Origin of the sequence: Bordetella flabilis (assembly GCF_001676725.1) — a bacterium.
GTDB lineage: Bacteria > Pseudomonadota > Gammaproteobacteria > Burkholderiales > Burkholderiaceae_B > Bordetella_C > Bordetella_C flabilis.
Genome location: NZ_CP016172.1, coordinates 4,780,395 through 4,800,543 on the forward strand (window position 1 = coordinate 4,780,395; position 20,149 = coordinate 4,800,543).

The window sequence follows — 20,149 nt, forward strand, 5'->3', positions numbered from 1 at the left end:
CCGGCCCGCCATGCTCGCCATGCTGGCGACCCTGCTCGTCCTGGCGCTGCTGCCGTGGATGGGCGGCGACTACTACGTCGGCCTGGCCGGCAAGATCATCATCTATGCCATCTTCGCCCTGAGCCTGCAATTGCTGGTCGGCGAGGCCGGCCTGGTCAGCCTGGGCCACGCCGCGTATTTCGGCATCGGCGCCTATGCCGCCGTATTGCTGTCGCCCGCATCGGCGCCGGGCCCGCTGCTGCCGCTGATGCTCGCCGCCATGGCCGCGGCGGCCCTGTATGGCGCCGTGACGGGCGCGCTGGCGCTGCGCACGCGAGGCGTCTACTTCATCATGGTGACCCTTGCCTTTGCGCAAATGGCGTACTACGTGTTCCACGACACCAAAGCAGGCGGTGGCAGCGATGGCGCCTACCTGTATTTCCGGCCCGAGCTGCGCATGGCGGGCCGGATGCCTTTCGACCTGGCCGATCCGGCCGTATTCCATGGTTTCCTGCTGGCCTGTCTGGCGGCGGTATGGGGCTTCCTCGCCCTGCTGCGGCGTTCGCCGTTCGGCGCCGCCCTGGCGGGCACGCGCATCAACGAACGGCGCATGCGCGCGGCCGGCTATTCGACCTTCCCGTACAAGCTGGTGGCCTATGTCCTGGGCACCGCCGTGGCCGGGCTCGCCGGCTTCCTGTTCGCGCTCAAGGATGGTTTCGTCACGCCGGAGCTGCTGGCCTGGGAGCAATCCGGGCTGGTGCTGCTGATGGTCATCCTGGGCGGCATGGCGCGTCCCGGCGGCGCGGTGGCAGGCGCCGCGGCCCTGGTGCTGCTGCAGGAACTGTTCCAGTCGGAAGCGCTGTTCGGCACCTATGCCAGCCACTGGCATCTGCCCTTGGGCCTGGCGGTGATCGTGCTGGTCGCGCTGTTGCCGGACGGCCTGGCCGGACTGGCGCAGGGCCGGCGGGCGGCGTGGCGGCCGGCGCGCATCGTCAAGCCACGCGCGCCGCTTGAAACCCACGGAGAGCCGCATGCCTGACGTGCTGCTGCAGGCGCAGGACCTGACGTGCCGCTTCGGCGGCCTGGTTGCCGTCGACAAGGTGTCGCTGGCGCTGTCCCGCGGCGAGCTGCATGCCGTGATCGGTACCAACGGCGCCGGCAAGTCGACCCTGATCAACCTGCTGTCCGGGGACCTGCACGCCAGCGCCGGCCGGGTCTTTCTGGAGGGCGAGGACGTGACGGCCTGGCCGCAACCGCGCCGGGCCCGCGCGGGCCTGGGCCGCAGCTACCAGTTGTCCACGCTGTTTCCCACCTTGAGCGTCCACGAGAACTGCCGGCTCGCCGCACAGGCGGCGCGTCCGCGCTTCTGGCAGTGGTGGCGCCGCGCGGACGATTGCGCCTACAGCAACGAACTCGCGCATGACGTCTTGCGCGGCACGGGGCTGGAAGACGACGCGGACCGCCCCGCGGGCCTGCTCCCGCATGGCCGCAAGCGGCAGCTCGAAATCGCCATGTGCCTGGCCACGCGGCCGCAGGTGTTGCTGCTGGACGAGCCGCTGGCCGGCATGGGGCCGGAAGAAACGGAGCGCATCCTGGGCTTGCTCGAAGGCTTGAAGAGCCGCCACGCCATCCTGCTGGTGGAGCACGACATGGACGCCGTGTTTCGCGTTGCCGATGCCATCACGGTCATGGTGAACGGCAGCGTTATCGCCAGCGGCGCGCCGGCCCACATCCGCGCCAACCCGGCCGTGCGCGTGGCCTACCTGGGCCACGACGACGACGCGCCACGACTGAGGACGGGCACATGACCATGACGCCTTGGATCTCCGCCGAGAGCCTGCATGCTCACTATGGCGCCAGCCACGTACTGCGCGGCATCGACCTGGTGATCGGGCAAGGCGAAGCCGTGGGACTGCTGGGCCGCAACGGCATGGGCAAGACCACCCTGATACGCGCGCTCGCCGGCCAGTTGCGCTGCACCGACGGGCGTATCCGCATCGCCGGCCGCGATTGCACGCGGGCCCCGGCTCATTTGCGCGCGCGCCTGGGCATTGCGTATGTGCCCGAAGGCCGTGGCATTTTTCCCAACCTGAGCGTCCGCGAAAACCTGCTGGTGGCCGCGCGGCCGGGCTTGCGCGGCCAGCGCGACTGGGATGATGCGCGCGTGCTGAGGACCTTTCCCCGCCTGCGTGAAAGACTGCATCACGGCGGCCAGCAGTTATCCGGAGGCGAACAGCAGATGCTGGCCATCGGCCGCGCCCTCATGACGAATCCCGAACTGCTGATCCTGGACGAGGCCACGGAAGGCCTGGCGCCCTTGATCGTGGCGGAACTCTGGCAGGTCATCGGGGCCATACGCGGCACCGGCATATCCGCGCTGATCGTCGACCGGAACTACCGCGCGGTGCTCGCGCACACCGACCGCTGCGTGGTCATGGAGAAAGGCCTGCTGGTGCACCAGGACGCCAGTCCGGCCCTCGCTGCGCACCCGCAGCGGCTCGAACGGCATCTGGGCATCTGAAGCGGCGGGCCGGCATCCCGCGCTGGCAAGTGAACGGTTTGCATCGGCCGGGTACTACTGCGCTGCCGCGCCGCCCCGCCGATCCCCCCTGTTCCGCGTATCCGGCGGCCGGACCAGACCGGAGGTGCCGTTCCCATGCAAGTCGCCGTTCCTGCTTCTCCCGTTCCCGTTGCCGATCCCGCCGCATCCCGGCGACCCACCGGAGATGACGGATCCGCCCGCCCCGATACGACGCTTGGGCGTTTCAATACAGATCAAGGCCAGGGCACGGACCGCTGCGATGCCAGCGATATGACGCGCCGCTTTGCGCAAACGCATGCCGCCAGTGCCCGCACGCCCGCTGACGCCGGGCCCGCGCCAGCGCATCCGGGATCCGGCTGCAACGCGCGCCAGCGCATTGCCAGTGTGCTGGGCGCCAGGGTGGCCGCCCAGCTGGGCTGGAACACGAACGACTACACCGCGGCCGAGCTTGCCGCGCTGGGCGAGCACCTGATCCTGGATCACGCCATGCACGGTGACGACGCCGCCGGGGCGCGCATACTCGTCGCGCTGTCCCAGGCAGCCGGCGCACTGCCGGACCGCCCTTTCGATACGCATGACCACGACAAGCTGGCGGACCGGATCGCCGCATACCTGACCACCGAGTTCAAGGCCGAGCTGGCGGTCGCCGATGCGGCCACGCGGCTGGCACGGCTGCGCATGCCACGTCGCCACGCGCTGGCGCGCGAACTTCTGCAGGCCATCGGGCTGGACCCCGATCGACGCGTAGACACGCCGGAACTCGTGGACCCCGACAACATCCTGGCCACCAACGCGGCAAAGACCGCGGCGGACCACTATTTCAATCGCGATGCGCTGTCGGCCGCCGATATACGCAATATGAGCGACCGCCAGCTATCCGAGGCGGCAGTCGCCGCCAGGCTGGCTGCCCTGCCCGCCTCCCTGGATGCGGAGTTCGCGCGCCGATACGACGACTACACGCGGACCGCCGCGCGGGAAACGGCCGGGCTGGTCGACGCCTGGCTTGGCTGGATCGCCAGGAAAAACGGCGTCAACCTGGATAATGCCCGCGTGGAGTTGTCGGTGGCCCACCTGCAGTACTACCGGCGCGAAGTGCTGGTATTGCGCGGCTCGGCGTTTCCGTATGACGGCCCGACATTGCGCGAGGTCGACTCGGCCGGATACATAGCCACCATCCATGCCGATGGCCGCGAGTACCGGTACTTTCTATCCATGGCCGACGGCGGCGCCTTTCCCATACCGACCGATGCGCCGGTGGCCGACTGGGCATCGCGGCATGCAGGCACCGTCTTCGGCGTTCCTTCAGGTTCGGCGGCCCAGCGCAACCCCGGCCAGCGCCGGCTGCGCACCCGCGTCAAGGCGGACGTCCTGGGCCAGGGCCCGCGGGCCCGGCTTACCGGCTGGCTTGCGCCCATCCTGCGCGGCGGCTTCGAGCAGGCGCGCGCCGCCGCGCGCGGCCAGACGCGGGGGGAACAGGCGGTCGACGCACTGCTCGATCTGATTCCGTTCCGCCGGATGATCGTCTCCCTGCGCCAGGGCGATCTCCAGGGCGCCCTCATCGCGGGCGGCATAGATGTCCTGACCTTCGCCATTCCCATGCTGAGTTCGGGATTGCGGCTGGCCGCCGGCGCATCGCGCGGGCTGGTCGTGCTCGCTCGCCAGGCCGGCCGCGCCTTGGCTGCCGCGGCGGTCGAGCAGCCGGCACGCACAGCCCTGGCGGAACTGCCCGAACTGCGTTCCAGCATCAAGGCGGCCCTGGACGCAATGAACGCCACCGGCCACGCGGCGCGCGACCTGCGCCCCCTGGACTCGGAGGCCATGGCGTCGGCCTTGCGCGGCCGGTACCCGCGCCTGGCCGATGCCCTGGACCGCGCCGGCTCGCGAGTCCGGGGCAGCGGTTTGCGTGATGGCTGGTGGCGGGTCCCGTCCCAGGCCAACGCTCCGACGGGCAACGCGGGAATCGCCGCACTCCGGCAGGTATCCGCGCGCGGCGCCGACGACCGGACCCTGTCGCTGCTGCCATACGGCGACGAGAGCGGCCGCGCCTACACCCAGTTCGATCCCCTCACGCAGGAACGGCGCGGCGCGGTCCTGCTGGCCGACAGCAAGGGTTGGCTTTACGAGTCCCTGCCCGCCGACACCTTGGAACGCTATCGCGTCAGCATGCCGGATCTCCTGCGGCAGCTCGGCGCCGGCAGGCCGGGCGCCGATGGCACGCTGCAGGTCGGCGGCAAGACCTACGCGCGCATCGCCGACGACTATGTCGAGATCGCGCGCGAGCAGGCATCCGAAACAACCCGCACGACATGGCGGGTGGTGGCCCCGTCCACGGCGCGGCGCGACATCGTGACGCATCGGCTGGTCTACGACCGCGATAAGGGCTTCTGGCGCCGCGCCGACGTGCCGGGACTCAAAGGCGGCGGCATCACGCAAAAGCGGCCTGCGTCGGACGACGGCGCGGGGGAAGCGTCGGCCCCCAGGCGCCCAGCGGGCGAGCCGCCGTTCCCGGCCCCCGTCGCGGCGCCGCCGTTGCCTTCGATCGGACCTTCCTCGATTCAGCTGGACGCGTTCCGCCAGGAACTTCAAAGCCGCATAGCGGGCACGCCCTCCGCCGCACAGCTCGACGGCGTGCGCGATCTCCTGGCCAGGTTGCAAGCCCATCCACGCGGCAAGGCAATACTCAGCGCCATGCGGGCCTACCATGAGCTGCAAGGCGAAGCCCCACGCATCGTACTGCTCGACAACCAGGGCGCCGCGGGCCTGCGGCCGACCCTGAGGCGCCCGATGCGGGGGACGACATGGCATCTGAATCTGAACGCCGTAAAAGCCACGTCGACGGAGGCAGCCGTCCGAGAACTGGCGGCGGTCTACAACAACATGACCGGCATCCTGCAACGCGCAGACCCATTGCGCGAGGTGCTGAACGGCGGCGGCCCGCCTTTGCATGCCGAGCTGGAGACCGCCTGGACAAAATGGACGGCCGTGGAAGATATGCCCCATGCGGCGCCGGACGTGCGGGAGGCTATCGCGTCGAAGCGCCAGGCCGTCATCGAACAGTTGCGTGTCCAACTGCGCGAAGCAAGGCTCTACGGAGGCGTAAGAAGAGCCACGCTGGAAGCGGTGCTGCAGGGCAAGGCCAAGCTCGAGCAGATCGGCCTGGGCGTGGACCTGCCGCATGCCAGCCTTACGCAGATTCCGCCTTTGCCTGCCGATGTACACGCGCTCGACATATCGGGCAATGCCATTACCGATTGGAGCGGCCTGCCGCGCGGCCTGAAAATGCTCAAGGCCACGGAGACCGGCGGCGAGGCCGTGCTGAACCACCTGCCGGAGGGCCTGACGGAACTCGACGTCTCGCAGAATGGGCTGCGCAGCGTGCCCGCGCACCGCGTGCCGCGGGGCCTGAAGCGCCTGGTGGCCAACAACAACGAGCTGCAGGAAGTTCCGGTCCTGCCAGACAGCGTGCAATACCTGCATTTGGGCACCAACAATATTTCGGTCGCTCCGGATCGATGGCCCGCCGATCTCAGGATGCTGGATCTGTCCAGCAACATGCTGACGACATTCCCGGCCCAGCTGCCGGCAGGCATGATCGAGATCGACCTGTCCGACAATTGCCTGACACATATCGCGCCAGATCGCATACCTTCCCAGGTCACCACGCTGGACCTGAGCGACAACCCGGACCTGACCGCGTTGCCACCGCTGCCGGCGACGCTGGAGAAACTGTGGATCGAGACCACCGGCTTGCGGGAATTGCCGGCGGATCTGCCGCGCGGATTGCGGGAGCTTTATGCCGGTGACCTGGGGCTGACGCGGCTCCCCGATACCTTGCCTCCCGGACTCAGGGTGCTGGGCCTGTCGGACAACGAGCTTATGCAATTACCGCCCAATATCGTCGACCTGACGTCGTGCGAGATCTTCCTGGAAGGCAACCCGATTCCCTGGCAGAACGTGCCAGTGCCTCGCCCCGGCGAAGCCGGCCCGGTGTTCCTGCTTTCGATTTCCGGCGGACAGAAGAACATCGATTACTCCATTTCCGTCGCGCAGGCGGTACGACGCTGGCTGGACGCGCCACAGGAAGAAGCCGCGCTGCGCTGGGATGCGATCGGCCATACGTTGGAAGCCGGGTCTAGCGATGCCGCGGCCACGGCGCAGTTCCGCCGCTTTGTCGACGAACTGCGCGCCACGGCCAGCTACAAGAACGCGGACTTCCGCGCCAGCGTGCAGGAATGGCTGGTGGAACTCTCCAAGCCGGAAAGCAAGCCGCTGCTGGATCGCACCTTGCAGGCGTGTGCGACCGCCACCGAACGCTGCGACGACCGCGTCGCCCTGACCTTCAATGAACTGAAGAAGATGTGGATGCATGACAATATTCGCATCGGCCGTTACGACGGCCGGGCCGCCGACGCGGTACAGGTCATACGGCAGACGTTCCGGCTGGACAAGCTGCAGGAGATCGCCTATCGCAAGATCAAGTCCCTGGACAGGGTGGACGATGTGGAGGTCTACCTGGCCTATGTGGTCAAGCTGCGCGAGCCGCTGGAATTGTCCACGGTCGTGCCGGAGATGCGCTTCTTCCGCGAATCCGGCCTGACGCAGGCGGACCTGGACGCCGCCTTGAAGGAGGTACGCGAAGCAGAAGGCACGGGGTTCTATCGCGAGCTGGTGCTGGATGACACATGGAACGCCTATATCAAGCCCAAACTGGCGGAGCGTTACGAGCAGGCGGAAGGCAAGCTGTTGGAACTGGCGGATGCGCCTTTGCAGGAGCGGATCCGGGCGGAACTGCAACAGCGGGGGCTGGATCCCGACGACGTCGATGCGCATCGCGGGATCTCGAAGGGCGTCTGGAACGATATGAGGTATGAGGTTCTGGAGCCGTTGACGCGGGATTTCCTGACATCGCAGGGCGTTCCGGTGCCGGGGGGGGCGCCGGGATGAGGGGTTGTCGGCGCCGGCGGTGATTGGTGTTGGGCGGGGATCGGGGTGGGCGGAGATCGGGGTGGGCGGCGGAGATCGGGGTTCTTGATGCGTCCGTCGAGGGGGGCGCCTGCCGGGGCCGGCACGGTCGGGCGCTGCGGCGCGCACGCGCCGCAGACCACTTCGCTCGCTTCGTCCGGCGGCCGTTCGCTGCCGGGTTTCTTCGTGATGGGTTGCCGGCACGCCTTCCTTCAGCATCCGCTCGTTCGCCCTCTACGTGCCGTCCCCGGCAGGCGCCCCCCTCGCCGGACTCCGGCGTCTTGAATCCACGGTTGCTGGCACCGGTTGTGTTCTTGCCGCTACGCTCCACGGCGGTGGGGGGTTGAAGAGTTTGCAGTGCCCGCGCCCGCACGGCCCCCAGCGGGCCGCGCGGGCGCTTACGCGGTGTGGGCTTGCGACGGGTTTCGACCTCGTGGGTGGGGGCGCGTCGGATGGATGGGGTTGCTGCTTCGATGGGAAGTGGGGCCGATGGAATATCCCGGCGTGCCCGCAAACCGCGCCGCGGGGTCCGCGGATTTGCTTACGCGATTGGACCTGCGACGGTGATGGCGGAGATTGCATGCGGCCGCCCGCGCTTGGATCGTGGCATGGCCCGGCTTGAATTGCCGCATGGCCCGGGCTTGGATTCCCGCATGACACGGGCTTGGATTGCCGCCTGGCCAGCGCCTGCTGCATCACAAGCACCTGCCGCCGACAAGCACCAGCTGCATCAAGCACCAGCTGCATCAAGCACCCGCCGCATTACACGACCGGCCGCACGTTCACCACACGCGTCGCACGACCAGCACCCGTCGCACGTCGAAGCGTGTATGCCGAAGTGCGGCCCCCGCGGGCCGCACTTCGGCGGGCGCGCCAATCTCTTCCACCACACCCGGCTGCGCAACGCAGCGGCAAGAACCCAGACGGTCGCAGCGGCCGTGGATGGAAGATGCCAGAGTCCGGCGGGGCAGTCGCCTGCCGGGGACGGCCCGTAGAGGGCGAGCGAGTGGACGCCGTAGGGAGGCGTGCCGGCAACCCATCCCCAAGCACACCACCAGCGAGCGGCCGCCGGACGAGGCCAGCGATGCGGTCTGCGGCGCCCGCGCGCCGCAGCGCCCGACCGGGACGGCACCGGCAGGCGACTGCCCCGCCGGACGGGATAAGAACTTGAATGCAACGACCAACAGACAACTACCACCAGACAAACCAAAAACACCGATCAACACCCGAACCAGCAGCCCCGAACTAACTCCCACTGTCTGATTCGAAAGCCGCCGCCGCCCGCCCGATGCGGTCATTCACGGCAGCCCATTCCGGCGTGCGTGGCGGCGCCTCCACCAGGATGCGCCTATAGCCCTTGCCATCCAGCTCTCGCAGCAACGCATACAGCGCCTGCGCGTACTGCATCGGTTCCGCGGCCACCGGTTGCCACACCAGCCCAGGGTCCACCTGCAGCGGACGGGGCGTATAGGCTACTGCCACGGACTGGCCGCCTTCCTCCAACCCGATGCCCACGGCCGCTGCTTCCAGTTGCTCCCGTGACACCAGAACCAGCGGCGTGTGGGGTGCATAGTGTGCCCGCAACGTTCCCGACGCGCGCGGCGCCGCCGCGTCGGGAAGCGCCGGCGCCGCGCCCAGGACGCGCGCGATGTCGGCGGCGCTTATGTGTCCGGGCCGCAGCAACACCGCGCCCAGGCCCTGGTCTGCGCGCGAAAGATCCAGGATCGTCGACTCGATGCCCACCGCCGACGCGCCGCCTTCCAGCACCGGCATGCCCTGCGCGACTTCATCGGGAAACTCCGCGCGCACATGCTCGGCGCGCGTCGGCGACACGTGGCCGAAGCGATTCGCGGAGGGCCCCGCCACGCCGGCGTGCCCGTCCGGCCGCAGGGCGGCAAAGGCGCGCAGCAGCCGTTGCGCCACGGGATGAGACGGGCAGCGCAGGCCGACGCTGTCCTGGCCGCCGCTTACAGCGGGATCGACGTGCGGCGCGCGTTTCAGGATCAGCGTCAGCGGCCCCGGCCAGAATGCATCGATCAGCGCTCGCGCCTGCGCGGGAATATCGGCCGCCCAATACGCCAGGTCAGCTTCCGGCGCCACATGCACGATGACGGGATGGCTCGACGGCCTGCCCTTGGCGGCATAGATGCGCCCGACCGCCAGCGGGTTCTCCGCGTCGGCGCCCAGGCCGTACACCGTCTCGGTGGGGAACGCCACCAGGTGGCCATGCGCCAGCGCCTGCGCGGCCGCCGCGATCTGTGCGTCGGTCGCTTCGGCTGCTGCTACTGTTCGGTCGGGGGCCATGGGATTCCAGGTAGGGTGGATCGGGCGTTGCGACGGTCGCCCACGAGCATCGGAAGCGACACCCGCTGCGATACCGCCCGGCGCTCAACAGGGCGCGGGCATGCCCAGCGCCGCGGCCACGCGCGCGGCATCGCGGCGGGCCTGCGCGATCGTCGCGGCCACGATGGTCACATGTCCCATCTTGCGCCCGCGGCGCGCGTCGTGCTTGCCATACAGATGCAGCTTCGCGCTGGGCACGGCCAGGGCAGCGGCCCAGTCCGGCTCGCGTTTCGTGTCCGTGTCCCCCTCGAACCAGATATCGCCCAGGATATTCAGCATGATGGCCGGGGCCAGCAGGTCCGTGCTGCCCAGCGGCAGGCCCGCCATGACGCGCGCCTGCTGTTCGAACTGGCTGGTCACGCAGGCATCGATGGTGTAGTGGCCGCTATTGTGCGGGCGCGGCGCGATCTCGTTGACCAGCAGCGTGCCGTCGCGCAGCACGAAAAACTCCACGCACAGCACACCGTGATATTGCAGGCCGGCGGCAATGCGCAACGCGGCTTCGCCGGCACGCCGCTCCAGCTGCGCCTGGGGACCGGACAGCGCGGCCAGCTCCACCGTCGACACCGCGAGAATGCCGTCGCGATGCACGTTGCGCGCGATCGGGAACATGACCGTCGCCCCATCGAACCCGCGCGCGATCACCACGGAAATCTCATGGTCCAGCGGCAGGAGGGCTTCCAGCACGCATGGCACGGCGCCGAAATCGGCGAACGCCGCCAGCGCCTGGTCGCGGGTCTGCACCCGCGCCTGCCCCTTGCCGTCGTAACCCAGCCGCGCGACCTTCAGGATGCCGGGGAACAGGTCGTCCGGCGCATCGCGCAGGTCGTCCACGGAGCGCACGGGCACATGCGGCGCCACCGGAATGCCTTGCGCGGCGATGAAGGTTTTCTCCGCGATGCGGTCCTGCACCACCGCGACCGCGTCGGCCGCCGGGCTGACCCGGCAGCGCGCCGCCAGCGCGCGCAAGCTGTCCGCGGGAACGTTCTCGAACTCCGTGCTCACCGCACGACAGATACCGGCAAGTTCAGCCAGGCCGGCGGCGTCGTCGTAGCCGGCATGGATATGGCGATCCGCGACCATCGCGGCCGGGCCATCGGTGGCGGGATCCAGCACCGCAACCTTGTAGCCCAGGCTTTGCGCGGCATGGCAGAACATGCGTCCCAGCTGGCCGCCGCCCAGCAGGCCGAGCCAGTCCCCCGGCGGAATGGCCGCGGCCGGGGCAGCGCCGGCGTGCGCGGTCGGGTCGGCAGCGCCGCTCATGCCGACGCTCCTTGCGGGGGGAGTTGCATCGCACGGGCCGCGTCGGCCTGGCGAGCCCGGAATGCCGTCAACTTTGCATGCAGGCCGTCATCGGTCGTGGCGAGGTTCGCAATGGCATGCAGGGCGGCATTCGCGGCGCCCGCCTCGCCGATGGCGAAGGTAGCCACGGGGACGCCCTTGGGCATCTGTACGATCGAAAGCAGCGAATCCTCGCCGCGCAGGTATTTGGAAGGCACCGGCACGCCGAACACGGGCACCTCGGTCAGCGCCGCCATCATGCCCGGCAGGTGCGCCGCACCGCCCGCCCCGGCGATGATGGCGCGCAGCCCACGGCCGCGCGCGGCCGCGCCGTACTCCGCCATGTCGTGGGGCATGCGGTGCGCCGAGATCACGCGCGCTTCGCACGCGACCCCAAAGTCCTGCAGAACGGCGACGGCGTGTTTCATGACGTCCCAGTCGCTGGACGAACCCATGATCACGCCAACCACGGGCGCGGACGGAGATAGGCTATTGGCATTCATAACGAGGCTGGCGTGGGGATAGGCGCGCGCCCGTCTCGGGCCCGCGCAATGTCCGGCGATCCGGAAAGTCCACGATTTTACCCGGCATGCCGCCGGGCGTACGGCAAATCAGCCCGGCGCCGCCACCGGCACCAGCCACTGATACTCCGTGGGATTGTCCGGGCATGGCCCGAACCCGCACTCCAGCGTCGTACTGCCCGCGTTGACCAAGGTCACCAGGAAGAACAAACCCATGACGGCGGCGGAGATCACGCCGACCCGGCGCGGGGCCGCCGTATCCCCTGCCTTGCGGTCCAGCACCAGCATCACGGCGCACCACAGGATGAGCGCGGCAAACGCAAGCACCGCCCAGGTATAGAAGTGCAAGCCCAGCAGGGTCGAACCATAGCCCGCATCGCCCGGCGCCTGGTGCAGCAGAAGCTGGCGCCCGGCCACCACGATGCCGCCCGCCGACGCCAGGATCACCATGGCGTAATGCGCCGGCGAGGCGCCGAAACGCAGGTTCAGCAGCATGCCGATACCGGCCAGGATGAAGGCCAGCCGCTGCAACAGGCACAGCGGACATGGAAGTTCATTGAAGACGATCTGCCAGGCGAAAGCCAGGACCAGGATGGCCGTGATGCCGAGTAGGGCCAGGAGATTGAGCAGGGCCGAGGCCGGATGGGCGGTGCGCGAGGCGAATTGCATGACGTGCGTGCCCTAGAGCGCCATCCGCAAGGGATCGGTCATGTGGAAATGGGCCCAGGCCGCGAAAACGGCGAGGGTCAGCAGCCACACCGCGACGCAGGCGCCACGCCTGCCCCGCATGCCCAACCACACAGCCACCATGCCGAGAACAAACGGCAACATCATGATCATGTCAGCGCCCCTCCATTACGCCCTGCGGGCGCGGCTGCGCGGCACTATATATGATCCCCGCCCGAAAAACGACTTCAGGCCGTCAGCCGGTCGAGGGCTTCGCGGTACTTCTCGGCGGTCCGGCGTATGACGTCGGCGGGCAGGCGCGGCGCCGGCGGCGTTTTGTCCCAAGGCTGGGTTTCCAGCCAGTCGCGCACGAACTGCTTGTCGAAGGACGGCGGGCTGATGCCTTCGCGGTAGCTGTCGGCAGGCCAGAAGCGCGACGAATCCGGGGTCAGCGCTTCGTCCATCAGGTACAGCGTGCCATCCGCGTCCAGGCCGAATTCGAACTTGGTATCGGCGATGATGATGCCCTTGGTGGCCGCGTAGTCCGAGGCCTCGGCATACAGCGCCAGGGTCACGTCGCGGATGCGTTCGGCCATCGCCTGCCCCACTTCGCGGACGACGTGGGCGAAATCGACATTTTCGTCATGGGTGCCGAATTCCGCCTTGGCGGCCGGCGTGAAGATGGGCTGGGGCAGCTTGCCGGCCTGCTGCAATCCGGCCGGCAAGGCGATGCCGCACACGGTACCGGTCGCCTGGTAGTCCTTCCAGCCGGACCCGATCAGATAGCCGCGCGCCACGGCCTCCACCAGGATAGGCTTGAGGCGCTTGACCACCACGGCCCGGCCGCGCACCTGGTCGGCCTCGGCAGGCGCCACCACATCCTCCGGCGCGATGCCGGTGGAGTGATTCGGGATGACGTGGGCCAGCCGGCCAAGCCAGAAATCGGTCAGCGCGGTCAGCACCTGGCCTTTGCCCGGGATGGGATCGTCCAGGATGACGTCGAAGGCGGAGATGCGGTCCGTGGCGACGATCAGCAGCTTGTCGTCGCCGACCGCGTACATGTCGCGCACCTTGCCGCGCCCCAGCAGGGGCAGGGATTGGATACTGGATTGATGCAGGGCAGAAGTCACGGGAAGCCTATGGCGGAGAAACATTCCGGCTGCGCTTGGCGTGGCCGGAATGCCCAGAACAATGAAATGCCGGCGGGCCGGTGCAGTTTACTGCACCACCTGCGCCAGCTTGCCGGCGGCGTAGCGCTGCGCCATGTCCTGCAGCGGGACGGCCTTGATCCTGCTGGCGTTGCCGGCCGTGCCGAATTCCGTGTACCGCTGCACACAGATCGCCTTGGCGGCCGCGCGCGCCGGCTTGAGGTATTCGCGCGGGTCGAACTTGGACGGGTTCTCGGCGAAGAAACGGCGAATCGCGCCGGTCATGGCCAGGCGGATATCGGTGTCGATATTCACCTTGCGCACACCGTACTTGATGGCTTCCTGGATCTCCTCGACCGGCACGCCGTAGGTTTCCTTCATGTCGCCGCCGAACTCGCGGATCTCGGCCAGCAATTCCTGCGGCACGCTGGAGCTGCCGTGCATCACCAGGTGGGTGTTGGGCAAACGGCGGTGGATTTCCTTGATGCGCCCGATCGACAGGATGTCACCCGTGGGCTTGCGGGTGAACTTATAGGCGCCGTGGCTGGTGCCGATGGCGATCGCCAGCGCGTCCAACTGCGTATTGCGCACGAAATCGGCGGCCTGTTCAGGGTCCGTAAGCAACTGCTCGCGCGTCATGGTGCCTTCGGCGCCATGGCCGTCTTCCTTGTCGCCCATCATGGTTTCGAGCGAGCCCAGACAGCCCAGCTCGCCCTCGACGGTGACGCCGACCCGGTGCGCCATGTCGACGACCTTGCGCGTGACCTCGACGTTGTACTCGTAGTCGGCGATGGTCTTGCCGTCTTCCTGCAGGGAACCGTCCATCATGACGCTGGAAAAACCCAGGTCGATGGCGCCCTGGCACACCTTGGGCGACTGGCCGTGATCCTGGTGCATGACCACCGGGATATGGGGATACGACTCGACGGCGGCCTGGATCAGGTGCTTCAGGAAGCCTTCGCCGGCGTACTTCCGCGCCCCCGCCGAGGCCTGCATGATGACGGGGCTGTCGGTTTCGGCGGCGGCCTCCATGATGGCCTGTACCTGCTCCAGATTATTGACGTTGAATGCCGGTATGCCGTATCCGTGCTCGGCGGCGTGGTCGAGCAACTGGCGCATGGAAACTAGGGCCACTATGGTCCTCCTGAAGGCGATGATGGCTGGGGTGAATATTCGGAGCGCGGCGATTTTAGCGGGTACGACGGAAAGCGCTTTCGCCCGTGCATCCGGCGCCCCGCGATGGCCATCCGGCCCGGGACGCTGGTGGTACCCTGAACTTCCGCCCGCGTGGCGGGTCATCAACACAGCCGGGTATGCCGGCGTATCGACGAGGACAGCATGAAACTACGCGCCTTATCCGCTATCGGACTTGCCTTGATGTGCGGCGCCGCCGGGACGGCAAGCGCCCAGGCCACGCAGGAATACCAGTTTCCGGGCCGGGCCGGCAGCCTGTCGCCCCCGTCCACCCTGCGCATGACGGTGACGCCCGGCACGCCGGCGGTACAACCGCCGCCGGTGCGGGATACGCCCCAGAGCCTGCAGATATACCAGCAATGCCGCAACGACGCGGACCGCGCGGCGGTATCGGCCGAGAAAATGCGGGAGGCGGTGAGCGTATGCCTGGAGCAGCTCAACCAGCGGCGCGCCCAGGGGCAATAGCGGCAGGGGCGTTCCCGGCGGCCGGCGCCGCGGGTGCACCCTGCCCCCGCCAGCCCGGGGGGGTGCCGCCGCCGCACCGATCCGGGTACACTGCGGCGCGACGCGCCAGGCGCGTATCCGCTCCAGGCGCGCAAACCCGCCCTTTCCCACGCCATGACGCAGAACTTCGCCTCCGCCCCGCCCACGGTTTTCCTCTATACGGAGGAAAAGCGCGGCAACCAGTGGGTTGAATCGGTCATTGTCGGCCAGTATGCCGATTTCTCCGGATCGGAGAAATTCATCGTCGTCCAGGATCCGCACACCCTGATCAACTTCGTCTACCGGATCGATCACTACAGCAACAACCTGGATGCCATCTCCATCACGGAACAGACGGAAGCGGACTTCGCTGCCCGCAAATCCACGACCGTGAACGGCGCCACGTTCAAGCTCGGGCCGCCGGAAGAAGCCGTCAAGCTGTTGCGCGGCAAGACGCGCTGGATCCAGGACAAGGGGGCGATCCTGTCCGTCCTGCTGCAGGGAGCAGCGACCAGGAAAGTGGGATTCGTAAGACCGAAAATCCAGCGCGATCGCGTGACGGACGTCCCGAACGGCGTGCCGGTGGAGTATCTGCGCGACCGCCATGTCGCCGATGCCGGCGAACCGCCCCCCTCCGTCGCCGAAGACCGCCCGGCGGACAGCCACTGAGCGGATTCCGGCACCCGCCCCGGTTCAATCGTTCAACGTGCAGGCGACGGGTTCGCCACCTTCGAACTCGACGTCGTAGGTGTGCTCCTGGTCCCAGGGCACGGTGAACCACAGCTCGAAATCCTCGCAGTCCTCATCAAAGAGCCAGAGCGCTCGCAAGACCGCGACTTCCGCCATGGCTTCCGGACTGCGGTTCCGTGGCAGGTGCGTCCGGTCGATGCCCATCTTTTCGCACTCTTCCGGCGAGTAATGTTCGAGCAGGAAGTCGGCCGCCGCCAGGATCTTGTCCGGCATCGTGTCCAGCAGTGCCCGCACGGCCTTCTCGCATTCGCGGGTAGGGGCTTCGCCGTCGGTCTGGACCATGATGTGGATCGGCGGTCGGGCCGGCGCAACGGTTACGTTCTCTGCGGCCCAGAGTTCGGGCTCTTCCGGGTCCTGGTTGAAATTGAAAAGCGCCATCTTCCTTGCTCCACGCGATATGGGTGCCACCCTCAGGGCAAGGCGTCGTGTGTCCGCGCCGGGTAAGGGTCCCCGTCCATGGTAGCGCGTCGGGAGCGAAACGCCCCAATTGCGGAGGCGAAAGAGATCGTGGCCGCAATTGACAAAACATAACGAAACTAATCTAAACTCGCACGATTTGCATCCCATCCGGCTTCTTCGGTTTCCCTTCCTATGACAGGCCGACACGCACGGCGATTCTGGCTGCCTGCGCTTTTCGTGCTGGGCAACGCCATCGCGGCACCCGCGCTGTCGGCGGAGACGGGCGCACAGAGCCGTGCGGACGCGGTTGGCCAGGTCGTCATGGGCATACTCAGCTACGCGCGCTGGCCGCAGCAGCCGGATGTCATCCGCCTCTGCGTGGTGGGAGATCCTGCCTACGCGAACGCGTTGCTCGACGGCACGGCCAGTCCGGTCGGGCTGCCCGTCCGGATCGGGGTGGCCCTGCCCGACAGCAGCAGGCTGGCCGAGGACTGCGACGCGGTGTATCTGGGTGGGCTGAACGAAGCCCGGCGCCAGAAGGTGCTGCAACACATCGTGGGCCGCCCCGTGCTCAGCATCGTTGAAGATGACGCCGAATGCGCGGTAGGCGCCATGTTTTGCCTGGATGTCGGGCCGGAACGGGTCCGCTTCCAGGTCAACCTCGATTCAGTGACGCGCAGCGGCGTTCGCATCAACCCCAACGTGCTGCAGCTTTCCCGTCGCAGGCCCTCACCATGAAGAAGAATGCGCGCCCCGACTCCACCCGCCCCACGCTGCGCCAGGCGCTGCGTCGGCTGCACTTCGCCGTAACGGTGTTCGCGGTGGGACTGGCGGGCATCATGCTGACCGTCATGGGGCTGATCGCGCTACGCACCTACGCGGATCACCACCAGAAGCTGATCGCACGATCCGTGATCTACACCGTGGAAGCCGCCACCGTGTTCCGCGATCGCCAGGCCGCCCGCGACGTGCTTGCCACGATAGGCGCCAACGAGGATATCGCGTCGGCGGTGGTGTTCGACGCCAAGGGCGGCATCCTGGCCGAATGGCATCGCACGCCCGACGAAAGCTTCGCCTGGGCCCGGCGGCAGTTGGAGCGCCTCCTCAACCCCGCGCCCGTGTGGGCGCCGATCATTCACCAGCATGAGACGGTGGGCCATCTCCTGCTCGTGGGACGGGCCGGCAACCTGCTGGCTTTCCTGGTCAAGGGCCTGGCCGGCCTGCTGGGCTGCGTGCTGGTCAGCGGTGTCGTGGCCAACTGGCTGTCGCGGCGCACCTCGCGGGAAATCGTCCGCCCCTTGGACAGACTGGCGTCCGTGGCGCATGCCGTGCGCATCGACCGGGCCTTTCACCGCCGCATCCCGCCGGCCAAAATCGCCGAGCTGCACGACCTGGGCGAGGATTTCAATGCCCTGCTCGACGAGCTGCACGCCTGGCAGACCCAGTGGCAACGCGAAAACGCCTCGCTGGCGCACAAGGCGGCCCACGACAGCCTGACGGGCCTGCCGAACCGCGCGCACTTCGAGGAACAACTGAGCCGCGCCATCCATGACGCGGCGGTCCTGAACCGGCGCGTGGCCGTCATGTTCCTGGACAGCGATCGCTTCAAGGAAGTCAACGATGCGCTGGGGCATGCCGCCGGGGATGTGGTCCTGATCAATATCGCGGCGCGCGTGCGCGGGCAATTGCGCGAAGGCGACCTGGTCGCACGGCTGGGCGGCGACGAGTTCGCCGTCATGCTTTCGCCGCTGCGCGAGATGACGGATGCACAACGCATCGCCGACGACATCCTGCTCGGCATGCGCGCGCCGATCCGCCTGCCCAATGGCGAGGACATCGTCTGCTCGGTGAGCGTCGGCATCGCCGTTTTTCCAGATCACGCCGGCAATGCATCGGACCTGTTCGACGCAGCCGACAGCGCCATGTACCGCGCCAAGCGGCGCGGCGGCGGCACCCAGGCCACGGCACAACCCGACCGTGGCGCACAGAATGGCTATGAAGCCTATACATAGGAGATCGTCTCGTGTTTGCTCCCACCTTGTCGCGTCCCGGCCGGCACCATGCCGGCGCCTTCCGTTCGCACTGGCTACTGTGGCTGGTATGCGCCGGCCTGCTGATGCTGGGCGGCTGCCAGACCGTACAGAAAGGCCTGACGCCGGCACAGATAGCCGTGCTGAAGCAGGAAGGGTTCAAGCCGACGGACGAGGGATGGGAGCTGGGCCTTTCTGACAAGGTCCTGTTCGACTTCGACGCCTATGTCGTCAAGCCGGAAGGCCAGGCCAACCTGGAGCGGCTGACGCATAACCTATTGAAGGTCGGCATCGACCGCATGCGCCTGGACGGCCACACGGACAACACCGGCGCGGCCGACTACAACAAGCAACTGTCGCTGCGGCGCGCCCAGGCCGTCGCCGACGTGGCGACGGCGGCCGGCATGCCGGCCGCCAATGTGCAGGTCCGTGGCCTGGGCGCGTCGCAGCCGGTTGCGGACAACGGCACGGCCGCCGGCCGCGCGGAGAACCGGCGGGTAGCCATCGTCATTACGTCGGAATAAGGCGCGGCGCAGCGCCAGCGAGCCTCCCGGGACCCGCGCGGCCCCTCGCCCCCACCCGCCGCCGACGCGCCCCTGATCGCGGCCTGGCGGCACGCGATCGTCCAGCGACCGGCTACGCCAGCGCCGCCGCCATGGCGCCGGCGCCCGTGGCAGGCCTGGCGTCCGGAACCGGATTCCCGAAGGGATACTGCGCCGCGAAGACCGGGCGGCCGGCGCTCCAGGTGTGGGTGACTAGCACCTGGGCGCCGATGGGGGCCACGGCGACCAGATCGGCGCGCAGGCCCGCCTGGATGCGGCCGCGATCGTCGAGCGACGCCGCGCGCGCGGGATTGGCGCTGACCAGCGCCACGGCCTGCGGCAGCGACAGGGACGCCTGCTGCGCGGCGGCGAATGCCGCGGCGATCAATGTGGAGGGCTGGTAGTCGGAGCAGAGGCAGCTCGCCACGCCCGCCCGTATCGCATCGATGGCGCGCATCGAGCCGCTCTGGCTCTGCCCCCGCAACACGTTGGGCGCACCCAATATGGTCGGCAGCCCGCAGGACACCGCGGCCTTGGCCGTGTCCAGCGTGATCGGGAACTCGCTCATCGCCACCCCGAGCGCGCGCATCGCGGCGATGCGATGCACGGAATCGTCGTCGTGGCTGGCCGTCGGAATGCCATGGTGGCGCGCACGTGCCAACAGGTGCTCCACGCGCCCCACCGCCCCATCCCGGGCCTGTGTCTTGGCATGCGCCGCTTCTTCCGCCTGCTCACGGCTCATGCCATGGTTGCCCATCATGTATTCCAGGTAGGCGTCGAGCGTCTTGAACTGGCCCTGGCCGGGCGAATGGTCCATGACGGACAGCAAACTGACCATGCCGGCATCCATGAGCTCCGTCAGTACCGGCACCGCATACGGGTCGGTGACTTCATAGCGGCAATGGATGCGATTGTCGACCAGGCTGTGCGGACGGAAGGCATGCAGCGCGCGTATGAGCTGCGCCGCGGTTTCGTTGTTGCGCACGCCCCATTCGCGGTTGGCGAAGGACACCGCGTGGTACGGAGTCGTGATGCCCGCCGCGGCGTTGCGGCGATCCACCTGCGCCACCGCGAATTCCAGCGGGAACAGCACGCGGGCGCGCGGCTCCGCTTCTTTCTCGATGGCGTCGCAATGCAGGTCGACGAGCCCGGGCAACAAGGTCTGGCCGTGCAGGTCGATGACGCGGTCGGCGCGCGTATTGGACGGCTCCACCGCGGCGATGCGGTCGCCTTCGATCAGCAGCGAGGCGTTTTCCAGCACATCGTCGGCCAGCACGATACGGGCGTGGGTCAGCAAGGTGGTGGTCAT

At 68.1% G+C, this 20,149-nt stretch carries 18 protein-coding genes; 9 read left to right on the forward strand and 9 right to left on the reverse strand.

The genetic code is table 11. The features are described 5' to 3' along the window. Positions 1–10: 10 nt before the first annotated feature. From BAU07_RS21280 to BAU07_RS21295, 4 genes are all read left to right on the forward strand, one after another. The gene (locus tag BAU07_RS21280; protein WP_232338177.1) at positions 11–1,018 is read left to right on the forward strand and encodes a branched-chain amino acid ABC transporter permease; all 1,008 of its coding nucleotides are present in this window, start codon (positions 11–13) and stop codon (positions 1,016–1,018) included. Then, positions 1,011–1,787 carry an ABC transporter ATP-binding protein gene (locus tag BAU07_RS21285; RefSeq protein WP_066662149.1) on the forward strand — a complete coding sequence of 259 codons (777 nt, stop codon included), beginning with the start codon at positions 1,011–1,013 and terminating at the stop codon, positions 1,785–1,787. Before BAU07_RS21280 ends, BAU07_RS21285 begins: the two co-directional genes overlap by 8 nt. Positions 1,788–1,789: 2 nt before the next feature. After that, complete coding sequence (locus BAU07_RS21290) at positions 1,790–2,500, forward strand: ABC transporter ATP-binding protein (RefSeq protein WP_066665611.1); 711 nt, start codon at positions 1,790–1,792, stop codon at positions 2,498–2,500. A gap of 291 nt (positions 2,501–2,791) precedes the next feature. Further along, complete coding sequence (locus BAU07_RS21295) at positions 2,792–7,465, forward strand: NEL-type E3 ubiquitin ligase domain-containing protein (RefSeq protein WP_066662151.1); 4,674 nt, start codon at positions 2,792–2,794, stop codon at positions 7,463–7,465. Positions 7,466–8,728: 1,263 nt separating this feature from the next. Here the strand turns inward: BAU07_RS21295 and BAU07_RS21300 are convergent. The 7 genes from BAU07_RS21300 to fba all read right to left on the reverse strand — a co-directional run bounded on the left by BAU07_RS21300 (position 8,729) and on the right by fba (position 14,576). After that, positions 8,729–9,787 (reverse strand): L-threonylcarbamoyladenylate synthase, encoded by a 1,059-nt coding sequence (locus BAU07_RS21300; RefSeq protein WP_066662153.1) that lies wholly within the window; start codon positions 9,785–9,787, stop codon positions 8,729–8,731. Between the two features lie 84 nt (positions 9,788–9,871). After that, positions 9,872–11,089, reverse strand: coding sequence for a 5-(carboxyamino)imidazole ribonucleotide synthase (locus BAU07_RS21305; protein WP_066662155.1), 1,218 nt, complete (start codon positions 11,087–11,089; stop codon positions 9,872–9,874). After that, positions 11,086–11,610, reverse strand: a complete 525-nt coding sequence (purE, locus tag BAU07_RS21310; RefSeq protein WP_066662158.1) for a 5-(carboxyamino)imidazole ribonucleotide mutase — start codon at positions 11,608–11,610, stop codon at positions 11,086–11,088. Before purE ends, BAU07_RS21305 begins: the two co-directional genes overlap by 4 nt. Positions 11,611–11,718: 108 nt before the next feature. Further along, a complete protein-coding gene (locus tag BAU07_RS21315; protein ID WP_066662160.1) occupies positions 11,719–12,297 on the reverse strand; it encodes a disulfide bond formation protein B in 579 nt (192 codons plus the stop codon). Between the two features lie 12 nt (positions 12,298–12,309). Continuing rightward, the gene (locus BAU07_RS27410; protein WP_198168831.1) at positions 12,310–12,468 is read right to left on the reverse strand and encodes a DUF5993 family protein; all 159 of its coding nucleotides are present in this window, start codon (positions 12,466–12,468) and stop codon (positions 12,310–12,312) included. Between the two features lie 74 nt (positions 12,469–12,542). Next, complete coding sequence (locus tag BAU07_RS21320; protein ID WP_066662162.1) at positions 12,543–13,424, reverse strand: phosphoribosylaminoimidazolesuccinocarboxamide synthase; 882 nt, start codon at positions 13,422–13,424, stop codon at positions 12,543–12,545. 87 nt (positions 13,425–13,511) lie between these two features. Then, positions 13,512–14,576 carry a class II fructose-bisphosphate aldolase gene (fba, locus tag BAU07_RS21325; protein WP_066662164.1) on the reverse strand — a complete coding sequence of 355 codons (1,065 nt, stop codon included), beginning with the start codon at positions 14,574–14,576 and terminating at the stop codon, positions 13,512–13,514. Between the two features lie 204 nt (positions 14,577–14,780). On the opposite strand from fba, the gene BAU07_RS21330 reads away from it, so the two are divergent. Then, complete coding sequence (locus tag BAU07_RS21330; RefSeq protein WP_066662166.1) at positions 14,781–15,101, forward strand: hypothetical protein; 321 nt, start codon at positions 14,781–14,783, stop codon at positions 15,099–15,101. A 153-nt stretch (positions 15,102–15,254) separates the two neighbouring features. Beyond that, a complete protein-coding gene (locus BAU07_RS21335; RefSeq protein WP_066662168.1) occupies positions 15,255–15,788 on the forward strand; it encodes a hypothetical protein in 534 nt (177 codons plus the stop codon). Between the two features lie 24 nt (positions 15,789–15,812). Here the strand turns inward: BAU07_RS21335 and BAU07_RS21340 are convergent, their stop codons facing one another. Continuing rightward, complete coding sequence (locus tag BAU07_RS21340) at positions 15,813–16,247, reverse strand: DUF6985 domain-containing protein (RefSeq protein ID WP_066662170.1); 435 nt, start codon at positions 16,245–16,247, stop codon at positions 15,813–15,815. A gap of 213 nt (positions 16,248–16,460) precedes the next feature. On the opposite strand from BAU07_RS21340, the gene yfiR reads away from it, so the two are divergent. Genes yfiR through yfiB form a run of 3 tightly spaced genes read left to right on the forward strand, consistent with a single transcriptional unit; the run spans position 16,461 to position 18,822 of the window. Further along, a complete protein-coding gene (gene yfiR / locus BAU07_RS21345; RefSeq protein WP_066662172.1) occupies positions 16,461–17,006 on the forward strand; it encodes a regulatory sequestration protein YfiR in 546 nt (181 codons plus the stop codon). Beyond that, on the forward strand, positions 17,003–18,280 hold the full coding sequence (dgcN, locus tag BAU07_RS21350) for a diguanylate cyclase DgcN/YfiN (RefSeq protein ID WP_066662174.1): 1,278 nt from the start codon (positions 17,003–17,005) through the stop codon (positions 18,278–18,280). The genes yfiR and dgcN overlap by 4 nt, the downstream gene beginning before the upstream one ends. An 11-nt stretch (positions 18,281–18,291) precedes the next feature. After that, positions 18,292–18,822 (forward strand): outer membrane lipoprotein YfiB, encoded by a 531-nt coding sequence (gene yfiB / locus BAU07_RS21355; protein ID WP_232338178.1) that lies wholly within the window; start codon positions 18,292–18,294, stop codon positions 18,820–18,822. 112 nt (positions 18,823–18,934) lie between these two features. On the opposite strand, the gene BAU07_RS21360 is transcribed toward yfiB, so the two are convergent. Next, on the reverse strand, positions 18,935–20,149 hold the full coding sequence (locus BAU07_RS21360) for an alpha-D-ribose 1-methylphosphonate 5-triphosphate diphosphatase (protein WP_066662176.1): 1,215 nt from the start codon (positions 20,147–20,149) through the stop codon (positions 18,935–18,937).